Raw genomic sequence first — 20,222 nt, 5'->3', positions numbered from 1 at the left:
AATTATCCATATTGGCGTCAGGCTTTCCCTGTCCGTGGGGAGGAGCCGGGGCAAGGCAGGGGCTGCCATGTCCATATATGACGATACGTTCAATACCGGCGCGCGCAGGCTGTTTCCGTCCCGCCTCTTTCCCGCCGTCGCGCGGAGCCGGGAAGAGATCGACGCGCTGTCTGGCCTCGCCTGTCTGGGCGTGGTGCTGTTCCATGCAACGGCCGCGGGTCCGCAACTGGCGGGGGACCACTGGGTCCCGGTCATCAATGCATCGCTGTCGCATATCCGGATGCCGCTGTTCGCCTTCGTGTCGGGCTATGCCTTCCGGTCGGTCGCCATCAGCGCGGCCGAAGGGTCGCTGAGGGCTGCCGTCCTGGGCCGGGCCGGGGCCTTGCTGATTCCGCTGGCGACCCTTGGCACCCTGCTGTGGCTTCTGCGCGGGGGTGTTGGTCCGGCCTGGCCCGGGGTCCTGTTGCTGCCCTATGCGCATTTCTGGTTCCTGCAGGCGCTGTTCCTCATCATGGGGTCGGTGCTTGTCCTGGCGCGGGTGTTGGGCGGGCGGCACGATGTGGCGGCGCTGTTGCTGGGCGTGGGGTCAGCACTGGTCTGGACCGGGGCGCTCGGGGTGCCCGATGTCACCCTTTTCGCCTTTGCCCAGGCCGTGCTGCTGGCCGTCTTCTTCTGTACCGGGCTGCTGTTCGCGGGCGGGATGCATCCGCCGGTCCGCCGGACCTCACGCTCGCCGGCGGCAGCGCGCCTCCGCCTTGCCGGGGCCGTCGCGCTTGCGGTTTCGCTGAATGCGGCGACCGTGCTGGCGCTGGCACCGGCGCTGACCTTGCCCGCGCTGCACAACACCCTGTCGCTCTGCATCGGGCTGCTTGGCGTGGTCGGGCTGTTCCTCCTGCGGCCAAGGGTCGGCTGGCTGACCGGTCTCGGGCGGCACGCCTTCGCGATCTACCTGCTGCATCCCTTCTTCCTCGTCGGGGCGGCGCTGGCGGTGCGGGCGGGTCTTCCCGGGCTCTCGCCCGAGCTGTGGCTGGCGGTGACCCTGCCTGCGGGCATCGCCGGGCCGATCCTTGCCGACCGGGTATTGCGGCGTCTGCCGATCCTGCGGACCCTGCTTCTGGGCAGCCGGCCCGGGTCCTGAGGCGCGGTTCCGACCCGGCCAGACCTGTGGATCCTGCCCCGGCATTCCCTTGATGGTGCCTTATTTGTGCCCTGCTTGAAGGGTGTACTCCTTAGCGAGACACCTGAAAGGGCACTGCCATGACCTGCGACGATCACAGCAAACAGCCGCGCGCCAGCTTCCTCGGCGCCCTGATCCTTGCGGCCGTTCCTGCCTATCTCCTGGCCTTCGTGGCCCTTCTGGCGGGGTTCGGGTTTCTCTGGTCGCTGGCGGTGCTCTGCCTGTCCGGCGGCGCGCTGACCCTGCTGATTTCCGTCGCGCAGGTTCTGAACCGCCGCGACAGCCGCGAAGAGCTGGCGCTGGCGTAACGCTCCCCCCCTTGCAATCCGGCCCGTTCCGGCGAAGCATCCGGCGGTTCCCTGACGGAGCCGACCATGACCGCCGCCCAAGGCAATCTCTGGACCCTCACCGCCGGGCCCCTGCCCGATACCGCGCCGCTTGACGGTGATCTGCACGTCGATCTTGCGGTGATCGGCGGCGGCTTCACCGGCCTGTCCGCCGCGCTGCATGCCGCGGAGGCCGGGCTTTCGGTCGTCGCGATCGAGGCAGAGCAGGTCGGCTTCGGCGGATCGGGGCGCAATGTTGGCTTGGTCAACGCCGGGCTCTGGCTGCCGCCCGGAGAGGTGGCGCGGATCATGGGCGCAGAAGCCGGGGCGCGGCTGAACATGGCCTTGTCCGGCGGGCCCTCGCTGGTCTTCGACCTGATCGAGAAGCATCAGATCCGGTGCGAGGCGGTCCGGCAGGGCACCCTGCACTGTGCCCACTCACCAAAAGGATTCGCGGAGCTTGAGACGCGCTGCGCCCAGTTGCAGGGCATCGGCGCGCCGGTATCCCTGATCGGGGCTGAGGAGGCGCGGCGGCGCACCGGGTCGGCACAGGTGCATGGCGCCCTGTTCGACCCGAGGGCAGGGACGATACAGCCCCGCGCCTATGCGGTCGGTCTGGCGCGGGCTGCCATGGCGGCGGGCGCGCGCATCGTGCAGGGCGCGCGGGCGGCCGGGGTCGTCTACCGCGACGACCTCTGGCAGATGCATGTCGGCGGCCACCGGGTCACCGCCGATGCGCTGATCGAAGGGACGAATGCCTACGGTTCCGCACGCGACCGCTACACGAAGATGTTCTTCTTCCAGATGGCCACCGACCCCCTGCCCCCGGCCCTGCTGGCGGACATCCTGCCGGGCGGAGAGGGATGCTGGGACACGGCGCTGGTCATGACCTCCTTCCGGCGGGACGCGGCGGGGCGGGTCATCATCGGGTCGGTCGGGTCGCTGGATCACGCCGGATCGGGGCTGCACCGGGCCTGGGCGCGGCGGAAGATGGAGGCGCTGTATCCTCAGCTGAAGGGCGTCGCGCTGGCGCATGAGTGGTACGGCACCATCGCCACCACCGGCGATCACCTGCCGCGCGTGCTGCGGCTCGGCCCCCGTGGCTATGCGGTGTTCGGCTATTCCGGGCGGGGGATCGGGACGGGGACGCTGTTCGGGCGGGCGCTGGCCGGGGCGGTTGTCTCCGGCCGGGAGGACGGGCTGCCCGTAACCCCGGACGACAGCTATTCCGAAGGCTTCACCGCCGCGAAGGCCGCCTATTACGAGACCGGGGCGCTGGCCGCGCATGGGGCAGAGATGTTGCGCGGGCTTTGACCCGACGGTGCGCTGCCGGGCGCGGCGCCGCCTGCTGGACTGTTCCCGCCGGGCGGGGATAGGGTGCGGCCAGACCATTCCCCTGACAGGAGCCGCCCGATGCTGACCAAGCCGCTTTCCGCGATCACCAAGAACACGATGCAGGCCTGCGGGGTCACGGCCGATCTGGATCACGACGGGGGCATGCAGGTGGTGTCGCCCGTGACGGGTGAGGTCGTCGCGACCCTGGCCGTGGACGATGCCGCCGCCACGGAAGCCGCCATTGGCAAGGCGCGCGCCGCCTTCCGCGACTGGCGCATGGTGCCGGCCCCCCGCCGCGGTGAGCTGGTCCGCCTGTTCGCGGAGGAACTGCGCAAGTCGAAAGAGGACCTTGGCCGGATGGTCAGCATCGAGGCGGGGAAATCCCCGTCAGAGGGGCTTGGCGAGGTGCAGGAGATGATCGACATCTGCGACTTTGCCGTCGGCCTGTCGCGCCAGCTGTACGGTCTGACGATCGCCACGGAACGCCCCGGTCATCGGATGATGGAGACCTGGCATCCGCTTGGCGTCGTCGGGATCATCACCGCCTTCAACTTCCCCTGCGCGCCGTGGTGCTGGAACTCCGCCCTCGCGCTGGTCTGCGGGGATCCGGTGATCTGGAAGCCGTCGGAGAAGACCCCGCTGACCGCGCTGGCCTGCCAGGCGGTGCTCGACCGCGCGCTGGCGCGGTTCGGCGATGCGCCGGAGGGGCTGAGCCAGGTTCTGGTCGGCGGACCGGAGGTCGGCGAAACACTGGTGGAGTCGGAAAATGTGGCTCTGATCAGCGCAACAGGGTCGACCCGCATGGGCCGGATCGTCGGTCCGAAGGTGGCGGCGCGATTCGGGAAGTGCATTCTGGAACTGGGCGGGAACAATGCGGGCATCGTCTGCCCCTCGGCCGACATGGACATGGCGCTCCGGGCGATTGCCTTCGGGGCCATGGGCACGGCCGGGCAGCGCTGCACCACCATGCGGCGGCTTTTCGTGCACGAGTCGGTCTATGACCAGATCGTCCCTGCGCTGGTGAAGGCCTACGGGTCGGTCACGGTCGGCAACCCGCTGGAAACCAGCGCCCTCGTCGGGCCTCTGATCGACAAGGCGGCGTTCGACGGCATGGGCGCGGCGCTTGAGGAGGCGAAGGCCCTGGGCGGCACGGTCCATGGCGGCACACGCGCGGACGTGGAAGGCAACGGATATTACGTGCATCCCGCGCTGGTCGAGATGCCGGTGCATGACGGCCCGGTGCTGCGCGAAACCTTCGCGCCGATCCTCTACGTGATGAAATACGCCGATTTCGACACTGTTCTCGAAGATCACAACGCCGTCGGCGGCGGCCTGTCGTCGTCCATCTTCACCACCGACCTGCGGGAGATGGAGACCTTCCTGTCTGCCCGCGGATCCGACTGCGGGATCGCCAACGTGAACATCGGCACCTCAGGGGCGGAGATCGGCGGCGCCTTCGGCGGAGAGAAGGAGACCGGCGGCGGGCGCGAAAGCGGTTCGGACGCGTGGCGGGCCTACATGCGGCGGGCGACCAACACCATCAACTACTCTCGCGAACTTCCGCTCGCGCAGGGCGTCGTGTTCGATATCTGAGGGCATGAGATGAGCTTTGACCGGAACCTCGAGGAGCGGCTGGTCCGCTACTGCGCCGTGGATACGCAGTCGGATGCCGACAGTCCCACGGCGCCGTCCACCGCGATCCAGTACGACCTGCTGCGGATGCTGGAGGGAGAGCTTCGGGAGATCGGGGCGCAGGATGTCACGCTGACCGACTACGGTGTGGTGCTGGCGACCATCCCCGGAACCGCACCGGGACCAACCATCGGTTTCCTGGCCCATGTCGACACCGCGCCGCAGTTCAACGCGACAGGGGTAAAGCCGCGGGTGATCCGGGGTTACAACGGCGGGGACATCACCTATCCGGACGATCCGGAACTGGTGCTGTCGCCGGAAAACAGTCCCTATCTCGGGGAAAAACAGGGGCATGACATCGTCACGGCCTCCGGTCTCACGCTGCTTGGCGCGGATGACAAGGCGGGGGTGGCGATCATCATGGCCGCTGCGCAGCACCTGCTGGCCCATCCGGAGCTGCCGCACCCGCCGCTGCGCATCGCCTTCACCCCGGACGAAGAGATCGGGCGCGGGGTCGGCACGCAGTTGCCCAAGGACCTCGCCTGCGATTTCGCCTATACCTTCGACGGCGGAAAGGTGGGAGAGGTCGAATACGAAAGCTTCTCTGCCGACGGGGCCGACATCCGCATCAAGGGCGTGTCGATCCATCCGGGCTACGCGACGGGCAAGTTGGTGAACGCGATCCACCTCGCGTCCAAGATCGTGGGCGCGCTGCCGCAGGGGTCCATGGTGCCCGAACTGACCTCCGGGCGGGACGGGTTCATCCACGCGACAGACATGACCGGCGGGTCGTCGGAGATGCGGCTGAAGCTGATCATCCGCGACTTCGAACTGGACGGTCTGGAGGCCAAGGGCGCGCTGGTGCGCAAGGTCTGCGAAGCCGTGCAGGCCGGGGAGCCGCGGGCAGAGATCACCTGCACCATCACCCCGCAGTACCGCAACATGCGCTACTGGCTGGAAACAGACATGACTCCGGTCAACCTTGCGCTCGACGCGGCGAAATCGCTTGGAATAGAGCCTGTTTCCCGCCCGATTCGCGGCGGCACGGACGGGTCGCGCCTGACCGAGATGGGGGTGCCCACGCCGAACCTGTTCACCGGGATGCAGAACATCCACGGCCCGCTGGAGTGGGTGTCGGTGCAGGACATGGCCCGGGCGGCGGAGCTGATGCTGACACTGGTCGGCCGCGCGGTCCGGGGCTGACGATCAGTCGAGGTAGCGATCCGTCTCCGCCCCGTCGAGATGGCGGAGACGGGCAGCGGCAAGGATGTCGGGCGGCAGCAGGCGGGCGTTCACGCCCATCCGGTCGAAGGCGGGATCGAATTTCTGCCAGTGGGTGACGCATCCGCAGGTGGCGCAGCGTTGGAAGGCCTGGTCCCCGCCCTCCCGGACATATCTATCGGTCGGACCGGTCGTGCGGATGGTCACCTCCGCGGGCGGCATGTAGGCCCAGAGCACACCGTACCGCCGGCAGATGGAACAGTTGCACTCCGTCACCTCTGACGGAGGCGCGGTCAGGTCCAGTGTCACCGCCCCGCAGTGACAGGTTGCGACCGGCATCGGCTGCCCCTCCGTTGTTGCGCGTCGCGGTCCGCGGCGGCGTCTGAATCGTCACGACGCCTTTTCGTCGAACACGGATGCGTAGGTCATGCGCAGTTCCCGCTTGAGTATCTTGCCGCTGGCGTTCTTGGGCAACTGGTCGGTGATCGCGACGTGCTTGGGCGCCTTGAAATGCGCCAGCGTGTCCCGGCAGTATGTCATCACCGCGTCCCCGGTCAGGGATGCGCCCGTCTTGGGGACGACGACGGCCGTGACCGCCTCGATCCAGGTGGGGTGGGGGATGCCGAAAACGGCGACCTCGGCCACGTCCGGGTGACGGAAGATGGCTTCCTCAACCTCTCGGCTGGCGACGTTTTCGCCGCCGGTCTTGATCATGTCCTTCTTGCGGTCGACGACGTAGAGATACCCGTCCTCGTCGAACCGGCCCAGATCGCCGCTGTGGAACCAGCCGTTGCGGAAGGCCTCTGCCGTCTTGGCGGGGTCGGCGTAGTATTCGGTGATGAGATGGGGGGAGCGGTGCACGATTTCCCCCACCTCGCCCACGGGCACCGGATTGTCGTCGTCGTCGACAACGCGGGTTTCGACGTTGACGGCGGGCCGCCCGGCGGAGCCCAGCTTCTTCATCTGGTCCTCGGGCTTCAGGACGGTGGCCATCGGGGCCATCTCCGTCTGCCCGTAGAAGTTCCAGAGCCGCATGTTCGGCAGGCGCTGCGCCAGTTCCTCGATCACCGCGGTCGGCATGATCGACGCGCCGTAATAGCCGGCGTTCAGGGAGGAGAGGTCGCGCTTGTCGAAGTCGGGGTGACGCAGCAGGCCGATCCAGACGGTCGGCGGGCAGAACAGCTTGGTGACCTTGTGGGCCTCCACGGCGGCGAGCATTTCGCCGGGGTCGGCCTTGTCGTGCAGGATGGAAGGCACGCCGAGGTAGAGATCGGGGCTGAGGAAACAGTCGAGCTGCGCGCAGTGGAACAGCGGCAGACAGTGGAGCGACACGGCATCCTCCCGCATCTCTCCGTCCGCGATGCAGCTGGTGTACTGCGCGAACAGTGCGCCGGAGGTCAGGATCGCGCCTTTCGGGCGGGATTCCGTACCGCTGGTGAACATCATCTGGATCGGATCGTCGCTGCCGACATCGCGCCAGACTTCGCTGTCGTCGGCATGGTCCAGCAGGTCCGACACCGGCCGCCAGCCCTCGGGCGTCGTGGTCCTGGCGTGCGGGATCGCGAACTTCGGCAGGGGGGTGCCGGTTTCCGCCATGGCGGCATCGGCGGTGGCGCAAAGCGCGTCTTCGGCCAGCATCATCCGCGCGCCCGAATGGGTGAGGATGAAGGCGACGTCGGCGGCGTTCAGCATGAAGTTCACCGGCGTCGTCACCGCGCCGAGACGGGCGAGCGCGAAGCGCAGAACGACGAAGCTGCGGCTGTTGTGGGACAGGAGCGCAACCCGGTCCCCTTTCCCGATCCCCTCGGCCGCCAGCGCGTTGGCGGCGCGGTTCACGGCGCGGTCAAGCTCCGCGAAAGTGTCGGTGTGGTCGCGGAACACCAGTGCGGTGCGGTCGGGCACGCGGGCGGCCGAGCGGCGCAGGATGTCCGCAAGCTGCTGGCTGCGCGCGCGCCGGATGAGGTCTTCGGTCTGCATCGTCTCTCCTCCTTGGTTCACTGTGGTGGGTCCGTCAGTCCAGCAGACCCGGAAGCCAGAGCACGAGGTCCGGGAAGGCGCAGAGGATCGCAACCATGACGAGGTCCATCACGACAAACCAGAACACGCCCCGGAAGATGGCGGAGATCTTCACCAGATCTCCGACCACGCTCTTGATGACAAAGACGTTCATGCCGATCGGCGGGGTGATCATCCCGATCTCGAGCAGCTTGGTCAGGACGACGCCGAACCACAGCAGGCTCCAGCCCGAGGAATCGACCACGGGCAGGATGATCGGCAGGGTCAGAAGCATCGCCCCGATCGGTTCCAGGAACATCCCCATGAGCAGGTATACCAGCACGATCCCGATCATCAGCAGCACAGGGTTGGTGGCGATGGACAGGATCCCGTTGGACAGCAGGTCCCCTGCCCCCGACAGCGCCAGGAAACGGGTCAGCAGGCTGGCCCCGATGGCGATGATGAGCAGCGCGGCGGTGGTCATCAGCGTTTCGCGCGCCGCGGTCAGAAAGCGGGCCATGGTCATCTGGCCGGTCACGATGGCGACCAGGCAGGCCAGCGCGGCACCGACGGCCCCGGCCTCGGTCGGGGTGAAGACGCCACCGAACAGCCCGCCGAAGATGCCGATCATGATCAGCAGGATCGGCCAGGTTTCCCTGAGCGCCATGATCTTTTCGCGGAAGGTGACGCTTTCGTCCTTTTCCGGCGCGAGGTCGGGGTTCAGCCAGACCCGCACCAGCACGACGATGATATAGCCAAGCGCCGTCAGCAGACCCGCGACAACCCCGCCGAGGAACAGCTGGGAGATCGAGATCTGCGCGATCACGCCGTACAGGATCAGGATGATCGAGGGCGGGATCATCGCCCCGATGGTGCCCGCCACCGCAACGGTGCTGGTGGCCAGTTCCGGGTGATAGCGGTGCTTGAGCATCTCGGGGATCGCGATCCGGCCCATGGCGGCGGAACAGGCGATGGAGGATCCGGACACGGCAGCAAAACCGGCGGAGCCGAAGATCGACGCAATGGCGAGCCCGCCGGGAAAGCGGGCCAGCCAGATGCGCGCGGCGTTGAACATGCCCCGGGTCAGCTGCGTGTGGTAGCTCACGAAGCCGAGGAACAGGAACATCGGGATGGAGCTGAGGATCCAGCTCGACGTGAATTCGTAAGGCACGATGGCCATGGCGCCCCAGGCCACGCGGGGACCCATGAGCACGTAGAGCCCGGTGAAGGAGACCCCGATCAGCGCGATGCCGATCGGCACGCGCACGGCAATCAGGGCGATGAGTGTGGCAAGGCCGGTCAGGCCGATTCCGGCGTCAGTCATTGATGAAATTTGCCTCAGGGGGGGCTTCGTTCAGGCCGCTGCGCGCACCGGTGACGGTGGCGATCACGCGATAGGCGGCGACGGCGATCATCAGGGCGGCGCCCGCGGGGATCAGCCAGTAGCTCTGCCATACCTCGAACAGCTGGGAGCCCTGTTCCTTCGTCGCGGTCATGGCGGTCTTCTTCACCGCCTCGGTATAGCCCGAGATCATCAGAACGGTGACGACGGCGATGGTGACGAGGGTCGCGAAGACCGACAGCACGTTGCGCGGGCGGTCCGGCAGCAGGTCGGTGAAGACATCGACAGAGATATGGGATCGCTGCTCCTCCGCCACGCCGATGGCGAGGAAGACGACGATGATCATGTAGTAGTTCGCCACCCAGACCGTCGTGCCGGGCAGCGGCGCGTTGAACAGGTAGCGGCCCGCCACGTCGGCCGTGACATGCAGCATCATCAGCACGACGCAGATCGCGCCGACGAACGATGCGGCCTTGACCACCCAGGACAGGGATCTGCCGATTTGGTACATGCGATCCTCCTCTTTCTCATGCGGACCGGGCGCCGCGTGTCCGGCGCCCGGTCCCGTGTCAGTCTAGCGGTCTCACTTGCCGTAGGTCGAGGCGTCGATCTTGGAATAGATCTCGTTCCAGTAGATCTCCTGAAGCTCCTCGGGGCCGGAGACGTCCTTGGTCAGCGCGGTCCACTTGGTCATCAGCTCGGTCAGGGCGGTCGCGGCCTCTGCGCCGGTGGTGATGTCGAAGCGGTCCTTGTAGATCTGGCCGATGGCGTCCTTGTCCTTGGCGACGAACTCACGGTTCATGGCGACCAGTTCGTCCGAGGCCGGGCCGTATTCGATGCCCTTCTCGGGTGCGCGTTCCTTGCCCGCGCGGCCTTCGAGGATGTAGACCCAGGTGATGTCGGCGGTCAGCTTGGCGTGGGCCTTCAGCAGCGCCTGCTTGTTGGCGTCGGACAGGCCGTTCCAGCTGTCCTTGTTCATCGTGTAGGTCACGTTGAACTGCGCGCCCGGCAGACCGAGGTAGAGGTATTTCACCACGTCGATGAAGCCGAAGTTGACGAAGTCCGCGGTGTTGGACGCGGTGCAGTCGACGACGCCCTGGTTCAGACCTTCAAGCGTTTCGTTGATGGACATGGAGACCGGGACCGCGCCCACGGTTTCGGCCCAGCGGGCCCAGTAGGCACCGGCGGCGCGGATGCGCTTGCCCTTCAGGTCATCGACCGTCTTGAGCGGCACGGCGCATTGCAGCACGTAGGACGTGGTGGAGCTGGCGCCGAGGTAGACCTGATTCTGCGCCGCGATCTGCGACATGCAGTCCGGGCAGCTGTTCATGACGTATTCCATGATCGCGCCGGTGAAGGCGAGGCTGGAGAGTTCGCCGGAGAACTCCTCGAGCTCCACCAGTTCGGAGAATTCGGCCAGCATGTTGAAATGCGAGAATTCCGCCGGGAAATAGGCCATCAGGTTGGCAGTCATGTCGGCGATGCCGTCGCGCACCCCGGCGTTGGCTTCGGCAAAGCTGAGAAGGGACAGCGGGAAGACCTTGGCCGTCACCTCTCCGTTGCTGTACTCGCCGATCGCGGTGGCGAATTCCTCAAGCTTGGCCGTCGGGGCCGAGTTCGGCGGCCAGCCGCCGGCAAAGGTCAGCTGCTGCGCCTGCGCGGCACCCGCCATGACCAGCAGGGATGCGCCTGCGATCAGTGAATTCAGTCTCTGTTTCATGGTTTTTCTCCTCCCATTTACCATGTGTTCGTCGTGTCCGGCCCATCCGGGCCGGGGTTAATCCGGAAACCGTGCGGGCCTCTTTTCCTTGAAGGCCGCCAGTCCCTCGGCAAAATCCGGGGTTTCCCCCGCCTGTTTCTGCAGGTCGCGCTCCGTTTGCAGGGTCTCCTCGAACGTGCTGTCGGCTGCGCGCCAGGCCGCCCGCCGGATGAGCGCGTAGGCCCGGCGGGGGCCTGACGCCAGCGCCCGAGCGAGAGCAAGCGCGGTCTCCTCGGCCGCGTCATCCTCTGTCAGGCGTGTGACGAGGCCCCAGTCGTGGGCCTGTTCTGCGGGCAGTTTCTCGGCCAGCAGCATCATTTCCATCGCGCGGACCCGTCCGACCGCACGGGTCAGCAGCCAGGTCGCGCCGCCGTCGGGCACCAGGCCGATGCGCGCGAAGGCTTCGAGGAAGTAGGCGCTGCGCCCGGCGACGATGATGTCGCAGGCCAGCGCGATCGACGCGCCGACACCGGCCACCGCCCCGCGCACGGCCGAGACAACCGGAACCGGCAGGTCGCGGATGGTCAGCATCAGCGGGTTGTAGTCGGTTTCCAGCGTCTCGCCGACGTCAAAGCCCGCCGGGTCCTCGGGCATCGCGGCGCGCAGGTTGGCGCCGGTGGAAAAGGCGCGCTCCCCGCCGGCCAGCACGATGGCGCGGGCGCCGTCGGCCACCGCATCTGTCAGGCCGGTGCGCAGGGCCTGGGCCATGGCCGGGGTCAGCGCATTCATGGTCGCCGGGTCGTGCAGCCGCAGCACGGTGACGGGGCCGTGGCGTTCGGTCAGGATTTCTCCGGTCATGCGGGCTCCTCCTCCCACGCCGGTTCGGTCCACCAGGGAAAGAAGCCGGGCATGTCGGCGGAGACGCGGTCCGGGAAGTCGGCGGGGCGCTTTTCAAGGAAGCTCGCCACCCCTTCGGCGGCGTCGGCAGAGGAGGATCTTGCGGCGATCCCCCGGCTGTCGATCCGGTGCGCCTGCATCGGATGGTCGGCCCCGGCCATGCGCCACAGCATCTGCCGGGTCAGCGCGACAGAAACAGGCGCGGTGTTTGTCGCGATCTCCTGCGCGAGGGCGCGGGCGGCGGGCAACAGGTCGTCGGGCGCGTGGACGGAGCGGACGAGGCCGCCGGAAAGCGCTTCGGTCGCCGGGAAGACGCGGCCCGTCATGCACCACTCCATTGCCTGCGCCATGCCGACAAGACGCGGCAGGAACCAGGCAGAGGCCGCTTCCGGCACGATCCCGCGCCGGGCAAAGACAAAGCCGAAGCGCGCGGTGTCGGACGCCAGGCGAAAGTCCATGGCCAGCTGCATCGTCGCGCCGATCCCGACGGCGGGGCCGTTCACGGCGGCGATGACGGGCTTGAGACAATTGAACAGGCGCAGCGTCAGCATCCCGCCCATGTCGCGGTTCGCCGGATCGGCCCAGATCGCCGGATCGGTGGCCTTCGGATCCACGCGGGCGGCGGTGAAGGCGTCGTCATCGTCCAGATCCACCCCGGCGCAGAACCCGCGCCCCGCCCCGGTGACGATGACGGCCCGCACGGCGTCATCGGCATCGGCGTGGTCGAGCGCGGTCATCAGCTCCTCCATCATCCGCCGGGTGAAGGCGTTCAGACGGTCGGGCCGGTTCAGCGTCACGGTCATGACGCCGGCATCGGTCGTGGTGGTGATGGTCTGGAATGTCACCGTGCGGCACCGTTCCTGCGGTCCCGGCGCGTGACGCACCCGTCGTGTCCTGTCACAGCATATCCTCCCCGATATGGTCCGTGCCCATGTCTGCACCGCGCAGGTCCGGCCGCTTCCGGCTCTCCCCTGTCCCGCGCGATTCTATGTCCGACATTCCGACATTCCATAAGGTCCATGTCAATTCTCGTCTCGGTCAGCAAAACCCGGTCTTGCGGCGTTGCGGATCAGGCGGTCCGTGCCACCGCAGGTGGTATGAAATGGGGCAGGTTGCGGCCCATGGTGGCCTTGGCCTTCTTCAGTTCGTCCCGTGCGATGACCTTGAGATGCACCTCGTCCGGACCGTCGAGGAACCGCATCGCGCGGCCCCAGGTCCAGAGATAGGACAGCGGGGTGTCCGGGGTCAGGCCGGCCGCGCCGAAGACCTGCATCGCGCGATCGACCACCTGGGTCTGCAGCCGCGCCGCCGTGACCTTGATCGCCGACACGTCGACCCGCGCGGCCTTGGCCCCGGCCATGTCCATCTTCCAGGCGGTGTGCAGGATGCGCATGCGGGCGTTGTCGATCTCGATCCGGGACTGGGCGATCCAGTCCTGGATATTGGCGTTGTCGGCCAGGGCCTTGCCAAAGGTCCGCCGTTCCAGCGCACGTTCGCACATCAGCTCCAGCGCCAGCTCGCACTGGCCGATGGTGCGCATGCAATGATGGATGCGCCCCGGTCCCAACCGCGCCTGCGCCAGCATGAAGCCATCGCCCTCCTGACCCAGCATGGCGTCGAGCGGGACGCGGACGTTGTCGTACAGCACCTCGCAATGCCCCTCGGGCGCGTGGTGGTGCATGATCGGCACGTCCCGCACGACGCGAACTCCGGGCGTGTCCATCGGGACAAGGATGAAGGAGTGCTTGCGATGCGGATCCGCATCCTCCGCGCTGTCGGACACACCGAAGACGATGGAAAGCTTCGCGTTCGGGTGCTTCGCCCCGGTAGAGAACCACTTGCGCCCGTTGATGACATAGTGATCCCCGTCCCGCGTTATGGTGGTGGCGAGGTTGGTGAGGTCGGAGGAGGCCGTATCCGGTTCGGTCAGCCCGACGACGGAGCGGAGTTCGCCCATCATCAGCGGATCGAGCCAGCGCTTCTTCTGCTCGGGCGTGGCGAAACGCTTGAGGATCTCCATGTTGCCGGTGTCGGGGGCGTTGCAGTTGAAGACCTCGGGCGACCAGGGGACGCGGCCCATGATTTCCGCCAGCGGCGCGTATTCGAGATTGGTAAGCCGGGTGCCCGGATCCTCGGGTTCGAGTTCAGGCATGAAGAGGTTCCAGAGCCCTTCCTGAAAAGCCCTGGATTTCAGCGGCTCGATGACCTCGAGCGGGTAGATGTCCTGTTCGGCCAGTTCGTGGAAACGCCGGTTCGCGGGCAGAACATGGGCGTCCATGAATGCCTGAAGCTGGTCGATCATCGCCTTGGTGCGGTCAGAGTAGTCGAAGTGCATCTTTCTAAATTCCTTAAATTTTCCTGTCCGACGCAAGGATGTCGGCGGCGATGCGCGCGCAGGCGGGGGCCAGTGCGCCGACCTTCATCGCGTCGGCATGGGCGGCGTGACCGGCAAGGGCGCGGGCGGTGATGCCTTCGAAGATCACCGACATGCGGTAGAAGGCGAAGGCGCGGTGAAAGGGGGTGAGGTCCGCCGTCGTGCCCCCGGCGGCCCGATAGCGGTCGAGGAAGGCCTGCGGTTCGGGCAGTCCGAGGTCGGAAAGCGGCAGGCCGGCAATGCCACCCAGCTGATCGGGCGTCAGCGACCAGAACATCATCAGGTGCGCGAGGTCGGCGAGCGGATCGCCAAGCGTGGACAGCTCCCAGTCCAGCACGCCGCAGATGCCCTGCCCGTCCGGCGCGATCATCAGGTTGCCGATACGGTAGTCGCCGTGAACGATGGTGATCGCGCTGTCGGCCGGGGTATTGGCTGCGAACCAGTCGGTGAGGGCGTCGATCTCCGCATCCTCCCGGGTCTTTGATTCCGCCCACTGGCGCGACCAGCGGCGGACCTGACGGGCGTAATAGTCGGAGTGGCGGCCGAAATCCGACAGACCCGCCGCCGCCCAGTCGACGCCGTGCAGGCGGGCCAGCACGCGGGCGGTGTCGTCGTAGATGGCGGCGCGCTGTCCGGGGTCATAGCCCGGCAGGGCGCTTTCGTCCGACACCGCGCCGTCCAGCCGCTCCATGATGTAGAAGGGCGTGCCAAGCCGTTCGGGCGTATCGTCCAGCATCACCATGCGCGGAACCGGCACGCCGCTGCCCGCCAGCGCATGCATGACCCGGTATTCCCGGTCGACGGCATGGGCACTGGCCAGCGTCGCGCCAAGCGGCTTCTTGCGCAGGACGAGCCGCCGGTCGCCGCTGTCGACAAACCACGTCGGGTTGGACTGGCCGGAGGCGACCGGAGCGATCGTGACGGGTCCGCCGAGCAGATCCTCGAGCGCTGCGGGGTCGAAATCCGGCTGCGTGTCCATCAGATGCCCTCTGCCGACTTGATGGCGGGGGCGTCGGCCAGTCCGGCCTTGTTGATCGCCTTCCAGAAATCCTCGATATGCCGGCGGCCCCAGGTCCGGGCGAGATCGCGGTCCCCGGCGCAGATGGCGTCGGTGATATGGGTATGCGCCTCTGCCTGGCGGCTGAGGGCGATTTCGGACACCGGGGCGACCTGGGCAAAACCGCGATACAGCAGAAGCGCCACGGGTTCGCGGGCCAGCATCAATGCGGGGTTCTTGGCCGCCGTGGCGATGAAGGAATGAAACCGGGTGTCCAGCTCGATGGTCCGGTCCACGTCTGTCACGGAGTCGAGCAGTTCGGCGTGGATGTCGCGCAGTTCGACCTTCTCCTCCTCCGTGATCAGCAGTGCGGCGAGGTCGGCGGCCAGCGGTTCCGTGGCCAGCGCCACCTGCCAGAGATGGCGGAAGGACACGCGCATCATGGCCATGGCGCGGGAATTCCGGGTGGTCAGCGTCTCCATCTGCGGCAGGCTGACTTCCAGCCGCCGGGGCGAGGGACGGTGCACGAGCCCGTCGTTCTCCAGCTGGCGCAGACCCTCGCGGACGGTAGAGCGGGTGACGCCGAACATCTCTGCCAGTTCCACTTCTCCGGGCAGGCGTTCACCGGGCTTGAGCGACCCGTCGAGGATCTGGCGCTGAATTTCGTCCGCCACCTGATAATAGGCGTATTTCACCTTCAACTGTCGTCCCTGCAAACTCATGGGGTCCTCGTCCTTTTCACACGGTCTGTTTCATGCCGTCGCCGCGTCCGCGGGCAGCCGGTCGCGCAGGTCGGCCTTCACGATCTTGCCGTTGGCGTTTCGGGGCAGCGGGTCGTCGCTCAGGATCACGCGGTCGAGGACCTTGTAGCTCGACAGATTGGCGCGGGCGTGGGCCCGCAGGGCCTCGAGGTCGATGGTCGCCCCGGCAGTGTGGATGAAGGCGACGACCTTTTCGCCCAGCACTGGATCGGGTGCGGCAACCACGGCCGCTTCGAGCACGCCGTCGAACTGCTGGAGGATCGACTCCACCTCGATGCAGTAGATCTTGTAGCCGCCGCGGTTCACGATGTCCTTGCGCCGGTCCACGACATGCAGGAACCCCTCCGCGTCGTAGTAGCCGAGGTCGCCGGAGCGCCAGCGCCCCTCCGCATCGAATTCCTTCGCGTCGGCCTCGGGATTGTCCCAGTAGCCCGCGACGACCATGGGCCCGCCGATCAGGATCTCTCCGACCTCTCCCGGCGGCTGCGGACGGTCACCTTCTCCGACGACGCGGATGTCGGCATAGGGCAGCGGCAGACCGACGCTTCTGGGGTGATCGCGGAACAGGCCGGGCGGCAGGATCGACGCCGGAGAGGTGGTTTCGGTCGCCCCGTAGGCATTGCAGAGCGCGGCGCCCGGCAGCACTTCGGCCATCTTCGCGATGGAGGACGGCGGCATGGGCGCGCCGCCGAACCCTGCGATACGCCAGCGCGTCAGGTCGAACCCGCGCAGGTCCGGATCCAGCAGGCACAGGTTGTACATGGCCGGAACCATGAGCGTGTAGCTCATCCCCTCGCGCTCGGCGAGCTGGAGGAATTCGCGCGCGGTGAAGCGGTTCATCAGGACGGAGGTACCGCCGCAGGTCACCATGGTGAACAGGATCGCCAGCAGGCCGGTGACGTGGGACCCGGGGACGGCAAGGATCGCGACGTCCTTCTCGGTCAGGGAAAAGGTCGTGTGGAAACCCATGGTGGAATGCACCATGCCGAGGTTGGTCAGCCGCGCCCCCTTGGGCCGCCCGGTCGTGCCGGAGGTGTAGAGCAGGCAGACGCAGTCCTCCTCCGCCGTCTCGGGGAAGACGGTGTCCGGGTCGGCCGCATCGCAGAAGCGGGCAAAACCGCCATCTTTGGCGGTGAGGGTCAGGCGGATGCCCGGCATGTCGACCGGGGCGGGCACGGGCGTCGCATTGGTCGCCTCGCAGACCAGAACCGCGGCCCCGCACTGGGACAGGATATAGGCGGTTTCGCGCGGCGCCTGCCGGACGTTCATCGGCACCGCGACGCACCCGGCCCGGATCGCACCGAGAGTGGCGATCATGAACTCCGGCGTGTTCTCCAGCAGGATGGCTACGCGGTCGCCGCGCGACAGCCCGTGGCCGATCAGGGCGGCGGCGCAGGCGGATATGGCACGGTCCAGCGCCGCAAAGCTCAGCCGGGTGTCGCCGCAGACAAGCGCGGTGTGGTCGGGGCCGGCGTCCACTGCGGCGCGGATCATCGCATCAAGGGTCGGACGGCGGGGATGGAAGCAGGCCATCCGGCGCGTGCCGAAGCGGGTCTCGCTGCGCAGGGCAGGCGATGTCACGGCTGTCATCGGCAACTCCTCCTCTGCCGCACCCGGTCGGGCCGTCCGTCCAGTTGTGTCCGACTGTCAGACATTAATGGCGATCCGTCAATTGGTTTGTTTTTGTCCCGCCGGGTCAGGGAACGGTGACAATCACCTTGCCCCGCACCGTTCTTGCCGCCAGTTCCGCAATTGCCGCGGCGCCGTCGGACAGGTCGTGGCGGGCGTGTATATGCGGGCGGATCTCTCCGCGTTCCAGCATCGCCAGCAGTTGCGCCATGGTATCCGAATAGGCCCGTCCGTCACGTTCGATCGCAGCGCCCCAGAAGATGCCACGGATGTCGCAGGACTTCAGCAGAGGCAGGTTGGCCGGGATCGAGGGGATGCCGGCGGGAAATCCGATCACCAGATAGCGCCCCTTCCACGCCATCGTGCGCAGCGCCGGTTCGCAATAGGCCCCGCCGACGGTGTCGAAAATCACGTCGCTGCCATGGCTGCCGGTCTTGTCGCGCAGGGCTTCGGAGAACGCCTTCTGGGCGGTGCGGTCCATGTCGCCCTTCGGATAGATCACGCCATCCGCCGCGCCTTCCGCCAGCGCGGTGTCCAGCTTGTCCCGGCTGCTGACGGCGGCGATCACCCGCGCGCCCATCTGGCGGCCAAGCTGAACAGCGGACAGGCCGACACCCCCCGCCGCGCCGAGGACGACAAGCGTCTCTCCGGCCTCCAGCTGACCGCGTTCGGACAGGGCGTAGAGCGCGGTGCCGTAGGTGAACTGCACCGCCGCGGCAATGTCGAACGGGACGGAGTCCGGCAGGTGACAGCACTGGGCGGCCTTCGCGCAGACCTCCTCTGCCAGCGCACCCCAGAGCCCCATGCCCATCACCCTGTCGCCCGCGGCAAAGCCGGTGACGCCGGGACCGGTGGCCGTGACCTCACCGGCGAATTCGGCGCCGGGGGCGAAGGGACGGTCGGGGCGGAACTGGTACTTGTCCTCGATGATGAGCAGGTCGGGAAAGTTGATGCCCGCGGCCCGGACCCTGACCCGAATTTCTCCGGGGCCGGGATCGGGGCGCGGGATGTCGGAAAATTCCAGCGTTTCGGGTCCGCCGGGGCGGGTGCTCAACAGGGCTTTCACGGATCGACTCCTCCTCGATTGTCCGACAGTCGGGCATTCGGGAGCGATGAGTCAAGAGGGGGTCGAGGCGCGGCGCCGGACGATCCGCGGCTCAGACAGGAAACCGGCGACCCGCCTCAGACCGGCGCGCCGGCACCCTCGACGATCAGGTCTGCGACCGTGCCATCGACATGAAGCTCTGCCCCCGTCAACGCCTGCAGGTCGTCAAAGGACATCGCCTTCAGCTTCTCGCGCAGGACGAAATGTCCGTCCACGACGTCGACAACCGCGAGAGAGGAGTAAATCCGAGTCACGCAGCCGACGCCGGTGAGCGGCATGGTGCAGCGCTTGACCAGCTTGGGATCGCCGTTCTTGGTGACGTGGTCGGTCAGCACGGCGACGCGCTTGGCGCTTTGGACAAGGTCCATCGCCCCGCCAACCGCCGGGATCGCGCCCTTGCCGGTGGACCAGTTGGCGAGATCGCCGTTTTCGGCAATCTGGAAGGCGCCGAGGATCGCGACATCCAGATGCCCGCCCCGGACCATCGCGAAACTGTCGGCATGATGGAAGAAGGCCGCGCCGGGTTTGAGCGTCACCGCCTTCTTGCCCGCGTTGATGAGATCCCAGTCCTCTTCCCCCGCCGCCGGGGCGGGACCGAAGTTGAGAATGCCGTTCTCCGTATGAAAGACAGGTGCGCGTCCGGGAACGGTGTACTGCGCGACCCGTTCGGGAAAGCCGATGCCGAGGTTCACATAGGCTCCGTCCTCGATGTCCTGCGCGGCGCGCCAGGCAATCTGGTCGTTCGTCAGCTTGAGGGAAGTCAGATCGGCGCTCATGGATAGACCGCTCCTTCACGGATAAGGGTTTCTTCCTGTACCGGCGCGGCGATCTCGACGATCCGGTCGGTGAAGATGCCGGGGGTGACGACCTGCTCCGGCGGAATGCCTCCGGGCTCCACGATCCGGGTCGCCTGCACGATGGTACAGTCCGCCGCCATCGCCATGATCGGGTTGAAGTTCCGACCGGCCATCCGATAGGTCAGGTTGCCCATGGTGTCCGCGGTATCGGCCTTGATGAGCGCGAAATCCGCGCGCAGCCAGCGTTCGCGCACGTAGTGCTTGCCGTCGAACTCCTCGACCGGCTTGCCCTCTGCCAGCTCGGTTCCATAGCTGGTCGCGGTGTAGAAGGCGGGGATGCCCGCCCCCGCCGCGCGAATACGTTCCGCCAGCGTGCCCTGTGGCACCACCTCGAGCTCAAGCGTGCCGGCGGTGAACGCGGTGTTGAACGCCACCGGGTCGGAAGAGCGGGGAAAGGAGCAGACGATCTTGGACACCATCCCCTGTTCGATCATCGCGGCGATGCCGACGTGACCGTTCCCGGCGTTGTTGTTGATGACGGTCAGGTTCTTCGGACCCTTGTCGATCAGCGCGTGGATCAGTTCGACCGGGGCGCCGGAACCACCGAAGCCCGCGATCATCACGACCGCGCCGTCACCGATCGGGGCGATGGCATCTGCAAGCGAGGGTACGGTTTTGTCCATGGGCGTCTCCGGTCGGGTTCAGTCTTCGTCTAGTGCGCCATGCGGATCGGGACAAGCGACAGGCGCACCATATCGCGTCCGGCACAGCCCGCCACCACCACCGCGCGGTGGCATAAGAAAGCGTTAATCTTCCTGAAGCAATTCTTGCGACATGCAGTCCCTGGCTGAGCCCGCCCCGATCCGGCGCGCCCGTCAGGCCATAAGCCGGAAAGGCAGCCCCATGTCGATATGCCCCCTCTCAGGACCGTCACA

Annotated in this window: 19 protein-coding genes; 5 read left to right on the top strand and 14 right to left on the bottom strand. The window is 67.0% G+C overall.

The window, feature by feature from the left end; genetic code table 11:
- Nucleotides 1-67 precede the first annotated feature (67 nt).
- The 5 genes from IEV87_RS19025 (at nt 68) to pepT (ending at nt 5,673) form a co-directional block, all read left to right on the top strand.
- Entirely contained in the window at nt 68-1,138 is a 1,071-nt protein-coding gene (locus tag IEV87_RS19025; protein WP_188479394.1) for an acyltransferase family protein, read from the top strand.
- Nucleotides 1,139-1,257: 119 nt separating this feature from the next.
- Entirely contained in the window at nt 1,258-1,485 is a 228-nt protein-coding gene (locus tag IEV87_RS19020) for a hypothetical protein (protein ID WP_188479393.1), read from the top strand.
- A 66-nt stretch (nt 1,486-1,551) separates the two neighbouring features.
- Complete coding sequence (locus IEV87_RS19015; protein ID WP_188479392.1) at nt 1,552-2,817, top strand: NAD(P)/FAD-dependent oxidoreductase; 1,266 nt, start codon at nt 1,552-1,554, stop codon at nt 2,815-2,817.
- 99 nt (nt 2,818-2,916) lie between these two features.
- Nucleotides 2,917-4,431, top strand: coding sequence for an L-piperidine-6-carboxylate dehydrogenase (gene amaB, locus IEV87_RS19010; RefSeq protein ID WP_188479391.1), 1,515 nt, complete (start codon nt 2,917-2,919; stop codon nt 4,429-4,431).
- Nucleotides 4,432-4,440: 9 nt separating this feature from the next.
- Nucleotides 4,441-5,673, top strand: a complete 1,233-nt coding sequence (gene pepT / locus IEV87_RS19005) for a peptidase T (RefSeq protein WP_188479390.1) — start codon at nt 4,441-4,443, stop codon at nt 5,671-5,673.
- 3 nt (nt 5,674-5,676) lie between these two features.
- Here the strand turns inward: pepT and IEV87_RS19000 are convergent, their stop codons facing one another.
- From IEV87_RS19000 to IEV87_RS18935, 14 genes are all read right to left on the bottom strand, one after another.
- Entirely contained in the window at nt 5,677-6,030 is a 354-nt protein-coding gene (locus tag IEV87_RS19000; protein ID WP_188479389.1) for a GFA family protein, read from the bottom strand.
- Between the two features lie 51 nt (nt 6,031-6,081).
- On the bottom strand, nt 6,082-7,668 hold the full coding sequence (locus tag IEV87_RS18995; RefSeq protein WP_188479388.1) for an acyl-CoA synthetase: 1,587 nt from the start codon (nt 7,666-7,668) through the stop codon (nt 6,082-6,084).
- Nucleotides 7,669-7,702: 34 nt separating this feature from the next.
- Nucleotides 7,703-9,010 (bottom strand): TRAP transporter large permease, encoded by a 1,308-nt coding sequence (locus IEV87_RS18990; protein WP_188479387.1) that lies wholly within the window; start codon nt 9,008-9,010, stop codon nt 7,703-7,705.
- On the bottom strand, nt 9,003-9,539 hold the full coding sequence (locus IEV87_RS18985; RefSeq protein WP_188479386.1) for a TRAP transporter small permease: 537 nt from the start codon (nt 9,537-9,539) through the stop codon (nt 9,003-9,005). The genes IEV87_RS18990 and IEV87_RS18985 overlap by 8 nt, the downstream gene beginning before the upstream one ends.
- Before the next feature lie 72 nt (nt 9,540-9,611).
- Nucleotides 9,612-10,748 carry a C4-dicarboxylate TRAP transporter substrate-binding protein gene (locus IEV87_RS18980; RefSeq protein ID WP_188479385.1) on the bottom strand — a complete coding sequence of 379 codons (1,137 nt, stop codon included), beginning with the start codon at nt 10,746-10,748 and terminating at the stop codon, nt 9,612-9,614.
- A 57-nt stretch (nt 10,749-10,805) separates the two neighbouring features.
- Complete coding sequence (locus IEV87_RS18975; RefSeq protein WP_188479384.1) at nt 10,806-11,585, bottom strand: enoyl-CoA hydratase-related protein; 780 nt, start codon at nt 11,583-11,585, stop codon at nt 10,806-10,808.
- Nucleotides 11,582-12,469: a crotonase/enoyl-CoA hydratase family protein gene (locus IEV87_RS18970; protein ID WP_188479383.1), complete on the bottom strand. Its 888-nt coding sequence runs from the start codon at nt 12,467-12,469 to the stop codon at nt 11,582-11,584. Before IEV87_RS18970 ends, IEV87_RS18975 begins: the two co-directional genes overlap by 4 nt.
- A gap of 224 nt (nt 12,470-12,693) precedes the next feature.
- Nucleotides 12,694-13,959, bottom strand: a complete 1,266-nt coding sequence (locus IEV87_RS18965) for an acyl-CoA dehydrogenase family protein (RefSeq protein ID WP_188479382.1) — start codon at nt 13,957-13,959, stop codon at nt 12,694-12,696.
- A gap of 13 nt (nt 13,960-13,972) precedes the next feature.
- Entirely contained in the window at nt 13,973-14,977 is a 1,005-nt protein-coding gene (locus IEV87_RS18960; RefSeq protein WP_188479381.1) for a phosphotransferase family protein, read from the bottom strand.
- Nucleotides 14,977-15,717, bottom strand: coding sequence for a FadR/GntR family transcriptional regulator (locus IEV87_RS18955; RefSeq protein ID WP_188479380.1), 741 nt, complete (start codon nt 15,715-15,717; stop codon nt 14,977-14,979). Before IEV87_RS18955 ends, IEV87_RS18960 begins: the two co-directional genes overlap by 1 nt.
- Nucleotides 15,718-15,747: 30 nt before the next feature.
- Nucleotides 15,748-17,346 (bottom strand): class I adenylate-forming enzyme family protein, encoded by a 1,599-nt coding sequence (locus IEV87_RS18950; protein WP_188479379.1) that lies wholly within the window; start codon nt 17,344-17,346, stop codon nt 15,748-15,750.
- 106 nt (nt 17,347-17,452) lie between these two features.
- Nucleotides 17,453-18,451, bottom strand: coding sequence for an NADPH:quinone oxidoreductase family protein (locus IEV87_RS18945; RefSeq protein ID WP_188479378.1), 999 nt, complete (start codon nt 18,449-18,451; stop codon nt 17,453-17,455).
- Nucleotides 18,452-18,567: 116 nt separating this feature from the next.
- A complete protein-coding gene (locus tag IEV87_RS18940; protein WP_269902656.1) occupies nt 18,568-19,266 on the bottom strand; it encodes a 3-oxoacid CoA-transferase subunit B in 699 nt (232 codons plus the stop codon).
- Nucleotides 19,263-19,970, bottom strand: coding sequence for a 3-oxoacid CoA-transferase subunit A (locus IEV87_RS18935; protein ID WP_188479377.1), 708 nt, complete (start codon nt 19,968-19,970; stop codon nt 19,263-19,265). The genes IEV87_RS18940 and IEV87_RS18935 overlap by 4 nt, the downstream gene beginning before the upstream one ends.
- Nucleotides 19,971-20,222: the final 252 nt, after the last annotated feature.

It is taken from the genome of Primorskyibacter flagellatus (assembly GCF_014638275.1).
In the GTDB taxonomy this organism is placed as follows: Bacteria; Pseudomonadota; Alphaproteobacteria; order Rhodobacterales; family Rhodobacteraceae; genus Pseudooceanicola; species Pseudooceanicola flagellatus_A.
The sequence above is the reverse complement of the archived record's forward strand: the minus strand, read 5'-3'. Positions and strand labels throughout refer to the sequence as shown.